The sequence below is a fragment of the Caenispirillum bisanense genome (genome assembly GCF_039523075.1).
GTDB classification, from domain to species: Bacteria; Pseudomonadota; Alphaproteobacteria; order Rhodospirillales; family Rhodospirillaceae; genus Caenispirillum; species Caenispirillum bisanense.
Map to the genome: position 1 here is coordinate 1 of NZ_BAAAEP010000027.1, position 17,293 is coordinate 17,293.

Sequence of the window (17,293 nt, forward strand, 5' to 3'; positions counted from 1 at the left end):
CTCGCCCGCTATGCCGGCGTCGCCGCCGCCCTGCTGCTGAGCCGCCTGCCGCCGGCGCTGCCGGCGTCGTCGCGGCGGCGGCGGGACTGCGCCCTGTCTGCCGCGCTGCTGTTCGCCGCCCTGGCGCCGCCGCCGGCGCTGCCGGTGCAGGCGGCCCTGCTGCTGGCCGGCACGGCGGTGCTGACGCTGCTGCTGAGCTTCACCCTCGACACCCTGTGGCTGCTGCGCCGCCGGCGACAGGGGGCGTGAGCGGAATCAGGCGATTTCCGCCGGGCCGACCCGCAACTGGTGGAGCGGAAAGGCCTCCACATCCGCCACCAGCTCGACCAGCCCCCGGGCGATATGGTCCACCAGCAGGGCGCCGCGCTCGGCATCGGCATCCTCGGCGTCGCCCATGGCCCCTTCCGGGTTGAGATCCTGCGCCGCCCAGGCGAAGCCCACCGGCTTGTCGGACCGCAGCTGCTCGCAGTCGGCGGCCAGGTCCTCGGCCAGCGAGGGGAAACGGGCGACGAACTCGGTCCGCACCAGATCGGCGCGCAGGTGCAGCATCATGCTGGTCTCGACGCCGCCGCCGTGGATGCCGAATGTCAGTTCCTCCTCGGGGAAGAGGTCGGGCGGCACCCCCAGGCGGTAGGAGTTGGCCCGCACCACCAGCATGCGGAAGCGGTCGCGCAGGCGGCTGGCGACGATGTCGACGATCTGCCCCTGGCCGCCGTGGGTGTTGAACAGGATCAGCTTGCGGATGCCGGTGCGGGCGACGCTGGCGCCGATCTCCGTCCACAGGGCGATCAGCGTCTCGGCCGACAGGGTCAGGGTGCCGGGAAAGCCGGCGTGTTCGATGGAATGGCCGACCGGCAGGGTGGGCAGCACCAGCACCGTGCGGGTTTCCGGCAGCAGTTCCAGCATGCGGGCGACGATGCCCTCGTTCAGGCAGGCATCGGTGTAGAGCGGCAGGTGCGGCCCGTGCTGTTCGATGGCCGCCACCGGCAGCAGGGCGATCACCCGCTCCGGGTCGACGGTGGCGAAGTCCTCGGTCGTCAGGTCCTGCCAGTAGCCGCTCTGCAATCCGTTCAAGGCAGCCTCCCACACGTTGGTCGCAGGCAGTTTTACCGCGCCGGCCGCCGTTGTCACCAGGGAAGCGGCCTGAACGCCGCCCGGCGGGGGCGCGTTGACCCCGCACATCCGATCCAACACCAAAGGAGGATCCGCATGCGGACGCTCAACGGCAAGACCATCGCCATCCTGTCCATGGACGGCTTCGAGCAATCGGAACTGCTGGAACCGCGGGCGAAGTTCAAGGAGGCCGGCGCCACCGTCCATGTGGTGTCACTGAAGTCCGGCGAGCTGCGCGGCTGGGACAAGGACGACTGGGGCAAGTCGGTGGCGGTCGACAAGCTGCTCGACGACGTGAAGCCCGACGACTACGACGCGCTGGTCATCCCCGGCGGCCAGATCAACCCCGACCTGCTGCGGGCGGAGCCCAAGGCGGTGCAGTTCGTGCAGGCCTTCAACCGCTCCGGCAAGCCCATCGGCGCGATCTGCCACGGCCCGTGGATGCTGATCGAGGCGGGCATCGCCAAGGGCCGGCGCATGACCAGCTACCAGTCCATCCGCACCGACCTGAAGAACGCCGGCGCGCAGGTGGAGGACGCCGAGGCGGTGGTGGACCAGGGCATCGTCACCAGCCGCAAGCCCGACGACATCCCCGCCTTCGTCGACGCCCTGGCGGAGGAGATCGCCGGCGGCAAGACCTACAGCCGCGCCGCCTGACCCGGCGACGGCAGGCAGGCGGCGGTCACGGCCTTGCAGCTTGCTCCCGGACGGCCGCACGGTCATCCTGGAGCACCTGCAGGACCGGAGGTTTCCGCTACCGTGATCGTCGCCTATTGTTTCCGCGCCGGCGCCATCCACCGGCGCATCATGGGTCCGGGCGACCCGCTGCCCGAAGGCGCCACCTGGATCGACGTCCTCCACCCGACGCCGGAGGAACGGGCCGCCCTGGCGGCTGCCCTGCGCATCGACCTGCCGACCCACGAGGACATGGTGGAGATCGAGGCCTCCAGCCGGCTCTACGAGGACGGCGGCAGCCTGTACATGACCACCAGCGTCGTCGCCTATGCCGAGACCGAGGCGCCGGAGGCCGGCGTGCTCACCCTGGTGCTGGCGCCGCAGGCGCTGGTGACGCTGCGCTATGTCGAGCCCAAGTCCATCGGCATCTTCACCGACCGCCTGCACCGGGCGCCGCAACTGGGCGGCAGCCCGGTGGCGGTGCTGATCGGGCTGCTCGACACCCTCATCGACCGCACCGCCGACGTGCTGGAACAGATCGCCCAGCGGCTGGAACGGCTGTCGCAGGACATCTTCGACCGCGCCTGGCCGCAGGAAAGCAAGGCCCCGCGCAAGGACCGCCGCCGCCCGCCCGCCGAACGCGACCTGCAGGAGGTGCTGCGCGGCATCGGCAAGGCCGGCGACCTGGCCGGCAAGGTGCGTGACAGCCTCGCCGGCCTGTCGCGGGTGGTGGCCTATGTGATGGCGACGCGGCCCGACCTCAGCGGCGAGCAGAAGCGCACCCTCAAGACCCTGCAGCGCGACATCCAGTCGCTGGCCGAACACGACAACTTCCAGGCGGCGCGGGTGGGGTTCCTGCTGGATGCGACGCTCGGCGCCATCAACATCGAGCAGAACAACATCGTGAAGACCTTCTCGGTGGTGGCCGTGGCCTTCATGCCGCCGACGCTGATCGCCAGCATCTACGGCATGAACTTCGAGATCATGCCGGAACTGTCGTGGCCCTTCGGCTACCCCTTCGCGCTCGGCCTGATGGTGCTGTCGGCGGTGCTGCCCATCGGCTACTTCCGCCGCCGCGGCTGGCTGTGACGGCGGCTCAGGCGGCGGCGCCGGCGTCGTGGCGGCCGGTTACGGCGGCGGCGCCGCTGCGGGCAGCCTTGTCGGCATACATGCGGGCGTCGGCCTCTTCCAGCAGGGCGTGGATGCTGTCGGCGTCGGTGGGGTAGATGACGCAGCCGACGCTGGTGCCGAGGCGGATGTCGTCGCCCTCGATGCGGAAGGGCTCGGCAATGGCGCCGCGGATACGACCGGTGAGCAGGCGCGCCTCGGCCACCGTGGCGGTTTCGGCCGACACCAGCACGAACTCGTCGCCGCCCACCCGCGCCAGGGTGTCGGACCGCCGGATGACGCCGTTGATGCGGGCGCCGACCTCGATCAGCAGCTGGTCGCCGGCGCGGTGGCCATGGCGGTCGTTGACCGGCTTGAAGCCGTCGAGGTCGAAGTAGAACACGGCGAAGCGCGTGCCGGTGCGGTCGCTGAGGGCGACCAGCTGTTCCAGCCGTTCCAGCAGCAGGCGGCGGTTGGGCAGGCCGGTCAGGTGGTCGCGCAGGGCGAGGTCGGCGGCCTGGCGATGGGCGCGCAGGGCGACGAAGAACAGCGCCGCCACCAGCGCCGTCACGCTCCACCCCACCAGCCGCACCAGCATCGCCTCCGGCGCCCCCACCGCCTGCGGCCGGGCGGCGAGCGTCCAGGCACCGCCGGGGATGCGCACCGGCAGGGTGATGGCGCCGGGCCCGAAGGCTTCCGGCGGGCCGTCGATGATGCCGTCGGGGTGGCCGAAGTGCCCCTCGCTGCGCCAGCCGATGTCGAGCGGCAGGGCATGATCGGCCAGCCCGGCCACCGCCACCAGGGCATCATGCTCGACCACCACCGACAGCACGCCCCAGTAGCGCATGGGGAAATCGGGGTGGTAGGGCAGCCGGCGGACGAAGATGGGAATGCGCAGGATGAAGGCGGACCCGCCCTGCACCAGCCGCACCGGATCGCTGAGGACGTTGCGGGCCAGATCGCGCGCTTCCTCCAGCGTCGCCCACTGGTCCGGCACGTCCTGGTAGCGCAGGCCGAGGGCGCTTTCGTTGCCGGCCAGCGGATGCACCATGCTGACCACGTTGTCGGGCGCCAGCGCCATGTGGCGGATCAGCGGCACCGCCTTGCGGGCCTCCGCCGCCACGGTGACGAAATCGTCCTGGGTGAGGAAGGGCCGCTGGCGCACCGCGTTGGCCACCTGCTCGCCCACCGTCTCCACCAGCCCGACCGCCCCTTCCAGCCGCGCCCGCACGCCGCTGAGGAACAGGCTGGCGGCGGCCGCCCGCTGTTCCTCCACCCGCTCCTCGGCCAGGTTGGTGACCCATTCGGTCAGCGCCCCGCCGACCACAAGGCACAGAAGCAGCGTCAGCAGGGGCAGCCGGCGACGGACCGCCGCCCGCAGGGACGGCGCATGACGGCCGACAGGGAATGTGGACGGCGCGGACACCGGACGATCCATGGCTCACCGCAGGCCGCACCGCATGGAACGGGCGGCAGGTTGTTCATCAGGAGTAGTCGGCACTCGGGTGCGTTTCGGCCAACCTTAACAGTCAACTTTGACCCGTCGAAGCAAAAGCGCCGGACGTATGGCCTATTGCATAGAACGGATGATACGAAGGTCCCATTAAGATAATCATACCGCCATAAGACTCTCCGTCGGATGGAGCCCCTTGGCTGGCATGGCAGCAACCTCCGTAAGAAAAACTCCCTCTGCCCACCTCCGGCTGGAGAACTCAGGCGCATTAGAAAAGGAAGATGGAAAAAGGTGATAAGACTTCACCGCTCCTAACCTTCTTCGGCCGGATAATGCTGGCGAGTGAACACCAGTCCCAGCAAGTAGTTCTGCCACGGCACAGGTGTATCCGACTCGCGACGAATAGACCAAAGGGTATTCCGCCGCATCCCATATTCCCAGGAACGTTCCCGCGCACCCGGCGTAGAGTGGGCGTGAACCCATCCACAAGATCGTGGGCAACCATGACACGGGAACGCCCCTCCCACCGGGCGCCTGGGGAGATACCGAAATCTTGCTCTCACTCCTGAACACCATCCAGGCGCGGGCGGCCACCCTGTTCTTTGCCGGACTGCTGGCCCTGATCCTGACCCTTGCGACCATCCTGTCGGCGGTGGTCGAGCCCACCTTCTCCCGCCTGGAACGGCGCGAGGCGCAACTGGCCGGCGCCCGTGTCGGCGAGGCGGTGCGGGCGGAACTGGACAGCCTGGACAAGCTGGTGCGCGACTGGGCCTCGTGGGACGACAGCGTCGCCTTCGCCCGCGAATGGAACGACGCCTACGCCCAGGCCAACCTGCAGCCGAGCGCCCTGCACGTGCTCGGCATCGACCTGATGCTGTTCACCGATGCCGACGGCCGGGTGATCTGGAGCGGCCGCCTGGCCGGCGACGACGGCGACGAGCTGCTGCCGGCCGAGGGCCTGCCCATCGGCCTGCCGGTGGCACAGCCGGCGCTGGTGCATGTGCCGCGGGTCGGCAGCCGGGTGATCGGGCTGTGGCGCTGGCAGGGGGAGGTGATGCTGGTCGCCACCCGCCCCATCACCGACACCACCGAAACCCTGCCGCCGCAGGGGGCCATCGTCATGGCCCGGCGGCTCGACGAGACGGTGGTGGAGGCCCTGGCCGCCCGCCTGCGCCTCAACCTCACCGCCCTGCGACTGCCGGAAGGCGCCGGCTCCACCGCCGGCAGCCGCAGCGCGCCGGTGGAGGACGTGCAGGTCACCATCGTCGACGACCGCACCATCACCACCACGGTCGCCCTGCGCGACATCCGCGGCCGTCCCGCCCTGGTGCTGGAAGCGCGGCAGCCGCGCGACCTGATGGCGGCGGCGCGGGAGACGCTGAACACCGCCTGGGGCATCGCCGTCACCGCCATCCTGGCCATCGTCGGGCTGCTGGGGGTGACCCTGCAGGTGCTGATCGTGCGGCCGCTGCTGGCCCTGAAGCAGGCGGTGGCGCGCCTCGGCGACGGCCAGGAGACCGAGGCCGCCGGCCTGCCGGTGCGGCGGCGGGACGAGATCGGATCGGTGGCGCGGGCGGTGGCGCGCATGCACGGCCGCATCAGCCATCTCGCCCATCACGATGTGCTCACCGGCCTACCCAACCGGCTGTCCTTCGCCACCCGCGCCCGCGGCATCATGGCCCGCGCCCAGGCGGACGGCCTGCGGGTGGCGGCCATGGTGGTGGACCTCGACCGCTTCAAGCCGGTGAACGACACCTACGGCCACGATGCCGGCGACCTGGTGCTGCGCCAGGCAGCCGACCGCATGACCCAGGCGGTGCGCGACAGCGATGTGGTGTCGCGCGTCGGCGGCGACGAGTTCGTGGTGCTGTGCGCCGTCCAGCGCGAGGATCAGGCGGCGGAGATCGCCGACCGCATCGTCCAGTGCCTCGCCCTGCCCTTCCATCTGGCCGACGGGCGGCCGGTGGAGATCGGCTGTTCCATCGGCGTCACCGTCTGCGGGCCGGACGACCGCAGCGGCCTCGACCACCTGCTCGCCCTGGCCGACCAGGCCATGTACGACGCCAAGCGGTCCGGCCGCGGCCAGTGGCGCTGCGCCGACATGCTGGCGGATCAGGACGCCGGCGCCCCGGCCTAGCTAAAGCCGCCGCAGCATCTCCGCCATGGCGGCGCCGGCCTCCCGCTCGCCCTCGCCCATGATCTCCAGCCCCACCGCCAGGGCGTAGAGCATGACCGGCGCCGCCGGGGCGGTGATGCCGGCCTCGCGGCACAGTGCCGCCACATAGGCGACCCGGCGCGCATCCATGCGGGCCACCGCCTGCGCCACCTCGGCGTTGGAGAGGGCCCAGGCGCGCAGGGCCGGTTCCAGTTGTGCCCCGCCGTAGACGGGATCGCGGAACTCCACCGCCAGCATGCACAATTGCTCCAGCCGCGCCCGCGGCGGCAGGGCGGGGTCGAGCCCAGCGATCACGCCGTCGAACGCCCGCTCCTCCCACAGCCCGAGAAGGCGGCTGAGGTAATCGGGCAAGTCCTTGAAATGCCAGTAGAACGAGCCCTTGGTGGCGCCCAGGTCGCGGGCCAGGGCCTCGGCCCGCAAGGCCGACGGGCCGGACCGGGCCAGCGCCCGGAACCCGGCCATCAGCCAGTCCTCGGCGCTCAGTCTGGGTTTTGCCGCATCGCTCATCGTGCGCCACCATACGCCGGCGTATTGACAGGATCAAGCCGCTCGCCTAGACCATACTGAACCGTATGGAGCGTCCCATCATGATCCTCACCCGCCTCGCCAGCGCCCTGATGGCCCTTACCCTGTGCATCCACGTCTTCGCCGGCGGGCCGGAGGTCCACGAGCCGTTGCAGACCATCCTCACCGATCCGCCGCTGGCGGCCATTGCCGCCGTGCTGTGGCATGCGGTGACGGTGGTCCTGGCGGTGCTGGCCCTCGGCCTGTGGCGACTGGCGCAGCACGACGACCCGCTGCTTGAGGCGGTGCTGAGCGGCATCCAGCTTGGCTTTGCCGGGCTGTTCCTGTTCTACGGCCTGACCCGGCTCGGCACCGTCTGGACCATGCCGCAGTGGATCATCTTCCTCGCCATCCCTGCCCTCACCCGCGCCGGACAGGGCCGGCGGGCGCGTCGGGCGGTCGCGGCCTAGGCGTCGGCGGCGGCGTGATGGGGCGTCGGCGGCCGCACCTGCGGCGGTGCCGCCGGCAGCACCAGTTCCGCCGACAGGCCGCCCAGCGGCGCATCGCCGAGGGCGAAGGCGCCGCCGTAGTCCTCCACCAGATCGGCGACAATGGCGAGGCCGAGGCCGCTGCCCGGCACCTGTTCGTCCAGGCGGGTGCCACGCTTCAGCGCCTCCGCCCGTCGCTCCGCCGGCAGGCCGGGGCCGTCGTCCTCCACCCGCACCACCAGGCGGTCGCCGCGTGGCTCGGCGATCACCCGCACCAGGGCGCCGGCGTGCTTGCAGGCGTTTTCGACCAGATTGCCGGTCATCTCCACGAAGTCGTCGCGGTCGCCGCGGAAGTCGGGGGCGCCCAGGGTTTCCAGCTGCACGGTGATGCCGTGGGGGCCGTAGACCTTGGACAGCATGGCCGCCACCTCCCCCAGCACGCCGGCGGTATCGGTGCGGGCGGCGCCGGCGCCATTGCCGCGGGCGAGGCCGCCGCGCCCCAGGTGGCGCTCGATCAGGTCGGTCATGGTGGCCAGCCGACGCTCCACCACCTTGCGGGCGTCGCTGCCCATGCGCGCCACCTCGCTGCGCAGGACGGCGATCTCGGTCTTCAGGGCGTGGGCGAGGTTGCCGGCCAGATTGCGCGAACGTTCCACCGTCCGCCGGTTGGTGTCGAGCACGTCATTGAAGGCGGCCACCAGGGGCCGCAGCTCGCGCGGCACGTCCTCGTTCAGGCGCGAGCCTTCGCCTTCCGCCACCCGCTGCAGGTCGGCCTGCACCCGCCGCACCGGCGACAGGTCCCAGCGCACCTGCAGGACGATGGCGGCGGCGAGGCCGACGCTCAGGGTCACCATGATGGTCGCCAGGATGGAGCGGAAGCGGGCCAGCGCCACCCGTATCTCGCGGTCGGCCAGCGCCACCTTGACGTGGGCGGTGATGCCGCCGGGCAGTTCGGTGGAGGTCTCCGCCGTCACCACCGCCTCGCCCAGGGGGCCGACGGTGTAGCCGCCCGCCATCACCTCGCCGGGCGGGGCGGAGATGCTGTCCTGCGGCAGGATGGTGGCGCCGAGGGAGGGGGAGCGCAGCATGCGGCCGTCCTCCAGCACCACCTGCCAGTACCAGGTGCCGTTCTCGGTCTCGCGCAGGCCGACACCTTCGAGGCTGAGGTCGCCCGCCGGGGTCAGGGTCAGGCCGCCGGCGATCAGCCGCGCCGCCAGTTCCAGCTTGCCGGTCAGGCGGTGGGCCTGGGCCTCGCGGAAGGCATGGTCGAGGGCCACCGCGCCGGCGGCGCAGCCGACGATGATCCACAGTACCGCCGCCGCCACCAGGCGGCTGGTCAGGGACAGGCGCGGCGGCGCCATGGCGGCGGCCCTCCTGCCGCTCAGCCGGACGGCATGGCCAGGCGATAGCCCTGGCCGCGCACGGTCTGGATGATGTTGACCGGCAGCTTGCGCCGGATGCGGCTCAGCAGCACGTCGACCACGTTGCTTTCGCGGCTGGAGGCATGGTCGTAGACATGGGCCATGAGGGTGGAGCGGGTGATCACCCGCCCCTGGTGGTGCATCATGTAGCTGAGGATGCGGAATTCCTGCGCCGTCAGGTGCAGCGGCACGCCGTTGGCGGTGACCCGTCCGCCGGCCGTATCCAGCTGCACCGGACCGCAGCTGAGGACCGAGGTCGCATGGCCGGCGGCGCGGCGGATCAGCGCCCGCAGCCGCACCACCACTTCCTCGGGCTCGAACGGCTTGGTCAGGTAGTCGTCGGCGCCGGCGGCGAAGCCGGCCATCTTGTCGCTGAAGCGGCTGCGCGCCGTCAGGATCAGCACCGGCGCGGTGATGCCCTCGTCCCGCCAGCGGCGCAGCACGCTGACGCCGTCATGGCCGGGCAGGCCGAGGTCGAGCACCACCGCATCCCAAGGTTCCGACAGGCCCAGGCGCTCCGCCACCAGACCATCGTCACAGCCTTCCACGATGAAGCCGGCGCCCCGCAGGGTCTGCTCCAGCGTCTCGCGGAGGAAGGTTTCGTCTTCGACGATCAGCACGCGCATGTCAGACCTCATCCTTGCACACTCCCGGATGCCGGCGGCGGCAGCGGCTGCGTCGGCCGCTGCGGTCCGGTATCCAGCTCCTCGGGCGGCGCCGGGTCCTCGCGGCCGCGCCACTCGTCCACCACACTGGCCTCCCACAGCGGCACCCCGATGCGATAGGCGGCGCGGCCGATGATATGGGCGGCGATGGGCGCCGTCAGCAGCAGGAAGGCGATGATGGCGATCACCCGCGCCGTCACCCCCGCATCCCACAGTTCCACCGCCACCGCCGCCATGATCAGGCCGCCGCCCAATGTACCGGCCTTTGTCGAAGCATGCATGCGAATGAACACGTCGGGCAGGCGCACGACCCCGAGCGCCGCCACCAGCGAGAAGAAGCCGCCGGACAGCAGCAGGAAGGCGACGACGACGTCCGACAGGGTGATGCTCATGGCTGCTCCTCCTCCGGCCGCTCCGGCCGGCTGCCGCTGCGCGGGCGCTGCACGGCGTAACGGGCCAGCGCGATGGTGCTCAGGAAGGCCACCAGCGCCAGCGCCAGGGCGGCATCCAGGAAGGCGGCCTCGTGGTGGACCAGGGCCAGCAGGCCGATGACGCTGACCGCCAGCAGGGCCACCAGGTCGAGGCCGACGACACGGTCGGGCAGGCTCGGCCCACGGGCGATGCGCCACAGGGTCAGCAGCATGGCCGCCCCCAGCATCAGCGCGCAGAGGATGGCGGCGAAGGCGACCAGGGGGCCGATTTCCGCCACCGACGGCAGGATCATCATCGCAGCACCTCCAGCACCCGGCGCTCCATGCCGTTCTTCAGGTCACGGCGGAGCGTATCGGGGTCGTCGATGAACATGGCATGCACCCACAGCGTCTTGCGGTCGCCGGAGACATCAAGGCTGAGGGTGCCCGGCGTCAGCGAGATCAGGTTGGCGGTCAGCAGGATCTCGCCGTCGGTACGGGCGTCCAGCGGCACGCCGACGATGCCCGGCCGGCTGAGGTGGCGGCGGGTGACCACGTCCCACGCCACCTTGATGCTCGACCGCAGCAGGTCCCACAGGAAGTAGACGGCCAGCGCCAGGGCCCGCCAGACGGTGCCGAAATAGCGGCTGTGGCCATAGAGCGGCCGGCTGGCCAGCAGCGCCAGATAGCCGGCGCCGAAGCCGGCCAGCAGGTTGGACAGGCTGAAGTCGCTCCACAGGAAGCCCCAGCCGACCGCCAGGCACAGGTTGAGCATGAACAGGATCATGGCGCGGCTCCCAGAACGGTGCGGACATAGGCTTCAGGCGCCATCAGCTCGGCGGCGGAGCGGGCGGCGAGGTCGAGGAAGGGCTGCGGCACCACGCCGATGATCACCGTCACCGCCGCCAGCAGCACGATGGGCGTCACCAGCATCACCGTCTCCAGCCGCGTCGGCGCCGTCACGGTCACGGCGGCGTCGCCGTCCGGGTGGGGCTTCCAGAACGCCTCCACCCAGATCTTGCTCATGGAGAACACGGTCAGCAGGCCGACCACCAGGGCGGTGGCGGCGATCAGCCAGCTTTCCACCTCCAGGCTGGCGCGCACCAGCACCAGCTTGGCCCAGAACCCCGACAGCGGCGGGATGCCGGCCAGCGACAGCGCCGGAATGAGGAACAGCACCGCCAGCCACGGCTTGGCCCGGTACAGGCCGCCGATGCGCTCCAGCTCGAACGACCCGGTCATCCGCTTGGCGACGCCGCTGACCAGGAACAGGTTGGCCTTCACGATGATGTGGTGGACCAGGTAGAACACTGCCCCCAGCAGCGCCAGCGGGGTATAGAGCGCCAGGCCCATCACCATGTAGCCGATCTGGCTGATGATGTGGAACGACAGGATCTTGCGCATCTGCGTCTGCGCCGCCGCCCCCAGCACGCCGGTGACCATGGTCAGGCCGGCGATCACCAGCAGCAGGCCGTGGGTGTAGTCGACGTCCTGGGTGAACACCAGGGTGAACATGCGGATCAGCGCATAGACGCCCACCTTGGTCAGCAGCGCGGCAAAGATGGCCGACACCGCCACCGGCGGCGTGTGGTAGGACGCCGGCAGCCAGAAGAACAGCGGGAACACCGCCGACTTGATGCCGAAGGCGCCGACGAACAGGATGGCGATGGTGGTCACCAGCGCCGGGCTGTCCACCTGCTTCAGGGCGACGTGCAGGTCGGCCATGTTCAGCGTGCCGGTCAGGCCGTAGAGCAGGCCGACGGCGCTGAGGAACATCACCGTCGCCACCAGGTTCAGGAACACATAGCGCAGGCCGCCGTCCAGCTGCTCGCGGTCGCCGCCCAGCACCAGCAGGCAGAACGACGCGATCAGCATGACCTCGAACCAGACGTAGAGGTTGAACAGGTCGCCGGTGAGGAAGGCGCCGGACACGCCGGCCAGCAGCACCATGTAAAGCGGATGCCAGCCGAGGCGCGACCGCGCCGGGTCGATGTCGGCAACGGCATAGAGCGCCACCGCCAGCCCCGACAGGCCGGTGATGACCACCATCACCGCCCCCAGCACGTCGGCGACCAGGGTGATGCCGAAGGGCGCCGCCCAGCCGCCCATCTGGGCGGCGATGGGGCCGACGGCCCAGACCTCGGCCATCAGCGCCAGCGACACCACCAGCAGCGCGGCGCTGCCGGCCACCGACACCCAGCGCGCCGCCTGCGGCCCGCCGGCGCGGCCGACGAAGAAGGCGGCGATGGCCGCCGCCAACGGCACCGCGATCGGCAGGGTGAGAAGCATGGCGGGGCTCATCGGCCGGTCTCCGGGGTGGAATGGTGCGGGTCGGCGTGGGGGCTTGGCTCGGCGTCGTGCAGGGCGTCGATGTCGGCGGTGCCGAGATCCTTGTGGGCCCGGTGGACCAGCGCCAGGGCAAAGGCGAACAGGCCGAAGCTGATGACGATGGCGGTCAGGATGAGGGCCTGCGGCAGGGCGTTGGCGACCGTCTCCAGCGGCGCCTCGGCCCCCACGGGCACGATGGGCGGCGCCCCGGCGGTGAGCCGGCCGGCGGAGAAGATCACCAGGTTGGCGGCATTGCCGAGCAACGCCAGCCCGAACAGCACCCGCACCAACGAGCGGTCGAGCAGCAGCCATACCGCCGCGGCGGTCAGCAGGCCGGCGAGCAGGGCGAGCAGAACGTCCACGGCCTCAGGCCTCCTCTTCCAGGGCAAACACGATGGCCAGCACCGATCCGACCACCACCAGGAACACACCGATGTCGAACAGCAGCACGGTCGACAGCGGGGTGCCCTTGTCGCCGGCGGCGGGGTCACCGCCGAGGAACATCCACAGGCCCTCGAACGGCGCGCCGCCGCTGAACAGGCCCGCGAGACCCGCCGCCAGGGCGAGGGCGAGGCCGCCCAGCGCCACCGCCCGCGGCGTCGCGCCGACCGCCCGCCGCGCCTTGTCGACGCCATGGCCAAGGGTGACCAGGGCGAAGGCGGTGGCGGCGATCAGGCCGGCGATGAAGCCGCCGCCGGGCTCGTTATGGCCGCGCAGCAGCATGAACAGGGCGAACACCAGCAGCAGCGCCGCCAGCCCGCGCAGGGCGGTGCGCAGGATCAGGCTGTCGGCGGGCGCCTTCGGCACCACGCGGTCGTTGCGCAGCAGGGCATAGGCGCCCAGGCCGGCCACCGCCACCACAGCGATCTCGCCGAAGGTATCCAGGGCGCGGAAGTCGACCAGGATGACGTTGACGATGTTGCGGCCATAGGCCTCGGGCCAGCTGGCGGCCTCGAAGAAGTCGGTGACGCGGCGGTCGAAGGGCTCGGCCAGCACGGCCAGCAGCACGCAGGTGACCATCAGCCCGGCGGCGCCGGCGATCAGCCCGTCGCGCACCGCCGTGCCGCGCGGCCGCGGCGGCAGGCGGGTGAGCGGCGGCAGGCGCAGCATGGCGACGGCCAGCAGCACCACCACCAGGGTCTCGACCAGGAACTGGGTGGTCGCCACGTCGACGGCGCCGTGCATGAGGAACAGCACGGCAATGGCGGTGCCGACCATGCCGAGCCCGCCGATGGCGGCCAGCCGCGACGGCGTCAGCACCACCAGCACGGTGCCCGCCGCCGCCACCACCACGGCGGCAACGCCGAGCAGGTCGGGCGTCGGGTTGCCGGCCGGCCAGCGCAGGCCGCCGCCGACCACCAGCGTCGCCAGCACCGCCACCGCCACCACCGCGACGGTCGCTGCCAGATAGACCCGCGGCCGGCCGCACTGGAGCACCGCCGTCTGCGCCGCCGCCAGCCACTTGAGGCCAGTCAGGCTGCGGTCGTAGACGGCATCGCCGGTGGTCGGCAGGCGGGTGACGACGGCATCCACCGCCGCGATGGCGCGATGGCGGAAGACATACAGGCCGATGCCAATGGCGAAGGTGAGCAGGCCGAGCATCAGCGGCACGTTGACGCCGTGCCACAGCACCAGCTTGACCTCCGCCGGGCCGCCCATCACCGCCACAACCGCCGGCTGCACGATGCTGCCGGAGATGAGCGCCGGCGCCAGGCCAAAGGCGAGGCCCATGGCGGCCAGCAGGATCGGGCCGATGAGCATGCCGAAGGGCGGATCGTGCGGATGCTCCGCCACCGAACGCCGCTCACGGCCGAGGAAGGGGCCGAGGGCGATCATGCCCGCCACCGCCACCATGCAGGCGCTGGCCAGCACCAGCCCGACCGCCGACAGCCACGGCAGCGCCGTCAGCGCCAGCGCGCCTTCATAGGTCAGTTCCTTGCCGATGAAGCCGAGGAAGGGCGGGAAGCCGGCCATGGACCCGGCCGCCAGCATGGCCGCCGCCGCCGTCAGCGGCATGGCCTTCAGCAGGCCCGACAGCTGGCGGCGGTCGCGGGTGCCGGCGTCGTGGTCGAGGATGCCGACCACCAGGAACAGGGTGGCCTTGTACAGCGCATGGACGACCAGGAAGGTCATGGCGGCGGCGATGCTGACCGATTCCGACCCCGCCAGCAGCAGCGTCAGGGTGCCGAGCGCCATGACCGTGGTCCAGGCCAGCATCTGCTTCAGGTCGGTCTGGCGCAGCGCCCACAGGGCACCGATGACGGCGGTGAGCGCACCGGCGACGGTCAGGCTCCACACCCACACCGCCATGTCGCCGAACACCGGCGCGAAACGGGCCATCAGATAGACGCCGGCCTTCACCATGGTGGCCGAGTGCAGGTAGGCCGACACCGGCGTCGGCGCGCTCATGGCGTTGGGCAGCCAGAAATGGAACGGGAACTGCGCCGACTTGGTGAAGCAGCCGATGATGACCAGAACCGCCATGGCGGTGCCGAGCGCCGAGGCCTGCACCGCCGCGCCATCCATCTGCGACAGCCGCAGGGTGCCGGCTTCCATCCCCAGCAGCAGCAGGCCGGCCAGCAGCACGAGGCCGCCGCCGCCGGTCACCAGCAGGGCCTGGAGGGCGTTACGGCGCGAGGTGGGGTCGTCGTGGGTGAAGCCGATCAGCAGGAACGACGTGATCGTCGTCAGTTCCCAGAACACGAACAGGGCGATGGCATCATCGGCCAGCACCAGCCCGAGCATGGAGATCATGAATAGCGTCAGGTACAGGAAGAAGCGTCCGATGCGCGGATGCTCCTTCATGTACACGCCGGCATAGAGCATGGTGGCGGCGCCGATGCCGGTCACCAGCAGGGCGAACAGCAGCGACAGGCCGTCGACCCGGAAGGCCAGTTCCACCCCCAGCTCCGGCGCCCAGGCGAGCGTCCATTCATGGGCGGTGCCGCCGGAAACGGTCGGCAGCAGCAGCGCGAACAGCAGGGCGGCAATGGCCGGCGGCAGGGCGAAGGCCGGCCCGAACCACGGCGGCGCCTTGCTGGGATGCGCCGCCGCCGCCATCTGTCCACCCTGGGCCGCATGAACCGTTCCGTTGCCCACCGTTCACCTCTTCTGCCTGCGCCGGGCCCCGATGCCGGGCGCTTCGAAGAGATATGAGCCGGGGTCATGAACGGTTCATGACCGGGTCATTCATGAAAGGTTTATTTTAACCGGCGCCCCTTGGGGCGGCGGCGCGCTGGAGGCGGTCGTTGATGGCGTGGCCGAGGCCGCGGTCGGGCACCGGCGCCACCGCGATGCCGGTGAACGGCGCCCGGTCGAGCGCCCGCAGGTGGGCGAACAGGTTGGCCGCCGCCTCCGTCAGATCCCCGGATGCCGACAGGTCGAGGTCCGCCGTCGCCGTGCCGCCGAAGCCGAGCAGCGCCTCCCCCGGCTGCCGGTCGGCGGCGTTCAGCCGCACCGGCCGGTCGGGTGCGTAGTGGCTGAGCAGCTGGCCGGGGCTTTTGGGGGCGTCGGGGTCGCCGGCGCTTTCCGTCACCGGGCCGATCACCGCCTCCACCTGCTCCCGCGTGATGCCGCCGGGGCGGAGGATGGCGGGCTGCGGTCCGGTCAGGTCAACAACGGTCGACTCAACGCCCACGGTGCAGGCGCCGCCGTCGACGATCAGCGCCACCCGGTCGCCCAGGCTTTCCGCCACATGCGCCGCCCGCGTCGGGCTGATGGAGCCGGAGCGGTTGGCCGAGGGCGCCGCCACCGGCCGCCCCGCCGCCCACAGCAGGGCATGGGCCACCGGATGGGCCGGCACCCGCACCGCCACGCTGTCGAGCCCGGCCGACACCAGCAGCGACAGGCGGCAGTCGGCCCGGCGCGGCAGCACCAGGGTCAGCGGCCCCGGCCAGAAGGCGGCGGCCAGCGCCCGCGCCCGGTCGTCCAGCACCGCCAGCGGCACCACCGCCGCCAGGTCGGGCACATGCACGATCAGCGGGTTGAAGCGCGGCCGTCCCTTGGCCTCGAAGATGGAGGCGACGGCGGCATCGTCGGTGGCATCGGCGCCGAGGCCGTAGACCGTCTCGGTCGGGAAGGCCACCAGCCGCCCGGTCCGCAGCAGCGCCCCCGCTTCCGCCAGGGTGGCGGGATCGGCGGCCGGCAGGATGCGGCTCATGCGGCGGCCCCGCGGGCGATGAAGTGGGGGTTGAGGAAGCCCGGCTTGCCGTAGAGGAAGGCGCCACCGTCAGTCAGGGTGACGCTGCCGCCCGCCGCCTCCAGCACCGCATGGGCGGCGGCGGTGTCCCATTCGCAGGTCGGCCCGAAGCGGGGGTAGATGTCCGCCTGCCCTTCCGCCAGCCGGCAGAACTTCAGCGAGCTGCCGGCGTCGATCACCTGCTTCACCGGCTGGCCCTGGAGGAAGGCCGCCAGCGCCTCGGAATTGGCGTGGCTGCGGCTGGACAGCACGATCAGCCCGTCGCCGTCGGGGCGGCGGACGCGGATGTCCTCGCGCACGCCGGCCACCTCGCGGGTGGCGGTGCCGGCGCCGTGGCCAACGTACAGCTGGTCGAGCACCGGGCAGTACACCAGCCCGAGCACCGGCCGGCGGTCGGCGATGAGGCCGATGTTGACGGTGAACTCGTCGCGGCGGTTGATGAATTCCTTGGTGCCGTCCAGCGGGTCGACCAGCCAGAACGGCGCCTGGTCGATCTCCGGGATGTTGCCGATGGCGGCCTGTTCCTCGGCCACCACCGGAATGTCGGGCGTCAGCGCCCCCAGGGCGGAGAGGATGATTTCCTCCGCCGCCGCATCGGCAGCGGTCACCGGGCTCGCGTCTTCCTTGCGGAAGACTTCGAAGTCGGTGCGGTAGATCTCCAGCGTCGCTTCGCCGGCGCGGCGCATGATCGGCCGCAGGGCTTCGGCAAGGGCGGCGAGATCGGGCAGCGACATGGCTTCCTCCGCAGTCGGCGT

Annotated in this window: 18 protein-coding genes; 5 read left to right on the forward strand and 13 right to left on the reverse strand. The window is 71.3% G+C overall.

Annotated features, from left to right (window positions below; all coding sequences use genetic code 11):
* The coding region (locus tag ABD056_RS13045) for a hypothetical protein (RefSeq protein ID WP_343867248.1) at window positions 1-249 on the forward strand (249 nt) is incomplete at its 5' end.
* A gap of 6 nt (window positions 250-255) precedes the next feature.
* On the opposite strand, the gene ABD056_RS13050 is transcribed toward ABD056_RS13045, so the two are convergent.
* Entirely contained in the window at window positions 256-1,074 is an 819-nt protein-coding gene (locus ABD056_RS13050; RefSeq protein ID WP_343867249.1) for a creatininase family protein, read from the reverse strand.
* A 135-nt stretch (window positions 1,075-1,209) separates the two neighbouring features.
* Between ABD056_RS13050 and ABD056_RS13055 the strand changes: the two genes are divergently transcribed.
* Entirely contained in the window at window positions 1,210-1,770 is a 561-nt protein-coding gene (locus tag ABD056_RS13055; RefSeq protein ID WP_343867251.1) for a type 1 glutamine amidotransferase domain-containing protein, read from the forward strand.
* 102 nt (window positions 1,771-1,872) lie between these two features.
* Window positions 1,873-2,877 (forward strand): magnesium transporter CorA family protein, encoded by a 1,005-nt coding sequence (locus tag ABD056_RS13060; RefSeq protein WP_343867253.1) that lies wholly within the window; start codon window positions 1,873-1,875, stop codon window positions 2,875-2,877.
* Window positions 2,878-2,884: 7 nt separating this feature from the next.
* On the opposite strand, the gene ABD056_RS13065 is transcribed toward ABD056_RS13060, so the two are convergent.
* Window positions 2,885-4,321 carry a diguanylate cyclase domain-containing protein gene (locus ABD056_RS13065; RefSeq protein ID WP_343867254.1) on the reverse strand — a complete coding sequence of 479 codons (1,437 nt, stop codon included), beginning with the start codon at window positions 4,319-4,321 and terminating at the stop codon, window positions 2,885-2,887.
* Window positions 4,322-4,901: 580 nt separating this feature from the next.
* Between ABD056_RS13065 and ABD056_RS13070 the strand changes: the two genes are divergently transcribed.
* Window positions 4,902-6,485, forward strand: a complete 1,584-nt coding sequence (locus ABD056_RS13070) for a diguanylate cyclase domain-containing protein (protein WP_343867256.1) — start codon at window positions 4,902-4,904, stop codon at window positions 6,483-6,485.
* Here the strand turns inward: ABD056_RS13070 and ABD056_RS13075 are convergent, their stop codons facing one another.
* A complete protein-coding gene (locus ABD056_RS13075; RefSeq protein WP_343867257.1) occupies window positions 6,486-6,986 on the reverse strand; it encodes a TetR/AcrR family transcriptional regulator in 501 nt (166 codons plus the stop codon).
* A 125-nt stretch (window positions 6,987-7,111) separates the two neighbouring features.
* On the opposite strand from ABD056_RS13075, the gene ABD056_RS13080 reads away from it, so the two are divergent.
* The gene (locus ABD056_RS13080) at window positions 7,112-7,498 is read left to right on the forward strand and encodes a hypothetical protein (protein ID WP_343867259.1); all 387 of its coding nucleotides are present in this window, start codon (window positions 7,112-7,114) and stop codon (window positions 7,496-7,498) included.
* On the opposite strand, the gene ABD056_RS13085 is transcribed toward ABD056_RS13080, so the two are convergent.
* The 10 genes from ABD056_RS13085 to cysQ form a co-directional block, all read right to left on the reverse strand.
* The gene (locus ABD056_RS13085; protein ID WP_343867260.1) at window positions 7,495-8,877 is read right to left on the reverse strand and encodes an ATP-binding protein; all 1,383 of its coding nucleotides are present in this window, start codon (window positions 8,875-8,877) and stop codon (window positions 7,495-7,497) included. The two genes, ABD056_RS13080 and ABD056_RS13085, sit on opposite strands and share 4 nt — an antisense overlap.
* A 20-nt stretch (window positions 8,878-8,897) precedes the next feature.
* Window positions 8,898-9,563 (reverse strand): response regulator transcription factor, encoded by a 666-nt coding sequence (locus tag ABD056_RS13090; protein ID WP_343867262.1) that lies wholly within the window; start codon window positions 9,561-9,563, stop codon window positions 8,898-8,900.
* An 8-nt stretch (window positions 9,564-9,571) separates the two neighbouring features.
* On the reverse strand, window positions 9,572-9,994 hold the full coding sequence (gene mnhG / locus ABD056_RS13095) for a monovalent cation/H(+) antiporter subunit G (RefSeq protein ID WP_343867263.1): 423 nt from the start codon (window positions 9,992-9,994) through the stop codon (window positions 9,572-9,574).
* Entirely contained in the window at window positions 9,991-10,329 is a 339-nt protein-coding gene (locus ABD056_RS13100; protein ID WP_343867264.1) for an MrpF/PhaF family protein, read from the reverse strand. The genes mnhG and ABD056_RS13100 overlap by 4 nt, the downstream gene beginning before the upstream one ends.
* Entirely contained in the window at window positions 10,326-10,799 is a 474-nt protein-coding gene (locus ABD056_RS13105) for a Na+/H+ antiporter subunit E (protein ID WP_343867266.1), read from the reverse strand. The genes ABD056_RS13100 and ABD056_RS13105 overlap by 4 nt, the downstream gene beginning before the upstream one ends.
* The gene (locus tag ABD056_RS13110) at window positions 10,796-12,313 is read right to left on the reverse strand and encodes a Na+/H+ antiporter subunit D (protein ID WP_343867268.1); all 1,518 of its coding nucleotides are present in this window, start codon (window positions 12,311-12,313) and stop codon (window positions 10,796-10,798) included. Before ABD056_RS13110 ends, ABD056_RS13105 begins: the two co-directional genes overlap by 4 nt.
* Window positions 12,310-12,702 carry a Na+/H+ antiporter subunit C gene (locus ABD056_RS13115; RefSeq protein ID WP_343867270.1) on the reverse strand — a complete coding sequence of 131 codons (393 nt, stop codon included), beginning with the start codon at window positions 12,700-12,702 and terminating at the stop codon, window positions 12,310-12,312. The genes ABD056_RS13110 and ABD056_RS13115 overlap by 4 nt, the downstream gene beginning before the upstream one ends.
* A 4-nt stretch (window positions 12,703-12,706) precedes the next feature.
* Window positions 12,707-15,439, reverse strand: coding sequence for a hydrogen gas-evolving membrane-bound hydrogenase subunit E (gene mbhE, locus ABD056_RS13120; protein WP_343867271.1), 2,733 nt, complete (start codon window positions 15,437-15,439; stop codon window positions 12,707-12,709).
* A 106-nt stretch (window positions 15,440-15,545) separates the two neighbouring features.
* Window positions 15,546-16,499, reverse strand: coding sequence for an L-threonylcarbamoyladenylate synthase (locus ABD056_RS13125; protein ID WP_343867273.1), 954 nt, complete (start codon window positions 16,497-16,499; stop codon window positions 15,546-15,548).
* Window positions 16,496-17,272: a 3'(2'),5'-bisphosphate nucleotidase CysQ gene (gene cysQ, locus ABD056_RS13130; protein ID WP_343867275.1), complete on the reverse strand. Its 777-nt coding sequence runs from the start codon at window positions 17,270-17,272 to the stop codon at window positions 16,496-16,498. The genes ABD056_RS13125 and cysQ overlap by 4 nt, the downstream gene beginning before the upstream one ends.
* Window positions 17,273-17,293: the final 21 nt, after the last annotated feature.

Bases quoted from the DNA above. Each gene is read 5' to 3' on its own strand.
- ABD056_RS13055 (WP_343867251.1), top strand. From the start codon at position 1,210: ATGCGGACGCTCAACGGCAAGACCATCGCCATCCTGTCCATGGACGGC.
- ABD056_RS13075 (WP_343867257.1), bottom strand. From the start codon at position 6,986: ATGGCCGGGTTCCGGGCGCTGGCCCGGTCCGGCCCGTCGGCCTTGCGG.
- ABD056_RS13080 (WP_343867259.1), top strand. From the start codon at position 7,112: ATGATCCTCACCCGCCTCGCCAGCGCCCTGATGGCCCTTACCCTGTGC.
- ABD056_RS13085 (WP_343867260.1), bottom strand. From the start codon at position 8,877: ATGGCGCCGCCGCGCCTGTCCCTGACCAGCCGCCTGGTGGCGGCGGCG.
- ABD056_RS13090 (WP_343867262.1), bottom strand. From the start codon at position 9,563: ATGCGCGTGCTGATCGTCGAAGACGAAACCTTCCTCCGCGAGACGCTG.
- mnhG (WP_343867263.1), bottom strand. From the start codon at position 9,994: ATGAGCATCACCCTGTCGGACGTCGTCGTCGCCTTCCTGCTGCTGTCC.
- ABD056_RS13100 (WP_343867264.1), bottom strand. From the start codon at position 10,329: ATGATGATCCTGCCGTCGGTGGCGGAAATCGGCCCCCTGGTCGCCTTC.
- ABD056_RS13105 (WP_343867266.1), bottom strand. From the start codon at position 10,799: ATGATCCTGTTCATGCTCAACCTGTGCCTGGCGGTCGGCTGGGGCTTC.
- ABD056_RS13110 (WP_343867268.1), bottom strand. From the start codon at position 12,313: ATGAGCCCCGCCATGCTTCTCACCCTGCCGATCGCGGTGCCGTTGGCG.
- ABD056_RS13125 (WP_343867273.1), bottom strand. From the start codon at position 16,499: ATGAGCCGCATCCTGCCGGCCGCCGATCCCGCCACCCTGGCGGAAGCG.
- cysQ (WP_343867275.1), bottom strand. From the start codon at position 17,272: ATGTCGCTGCCCGATCTCGCCGCCCTTGCCGAAGCCCTGCGGCCGATC.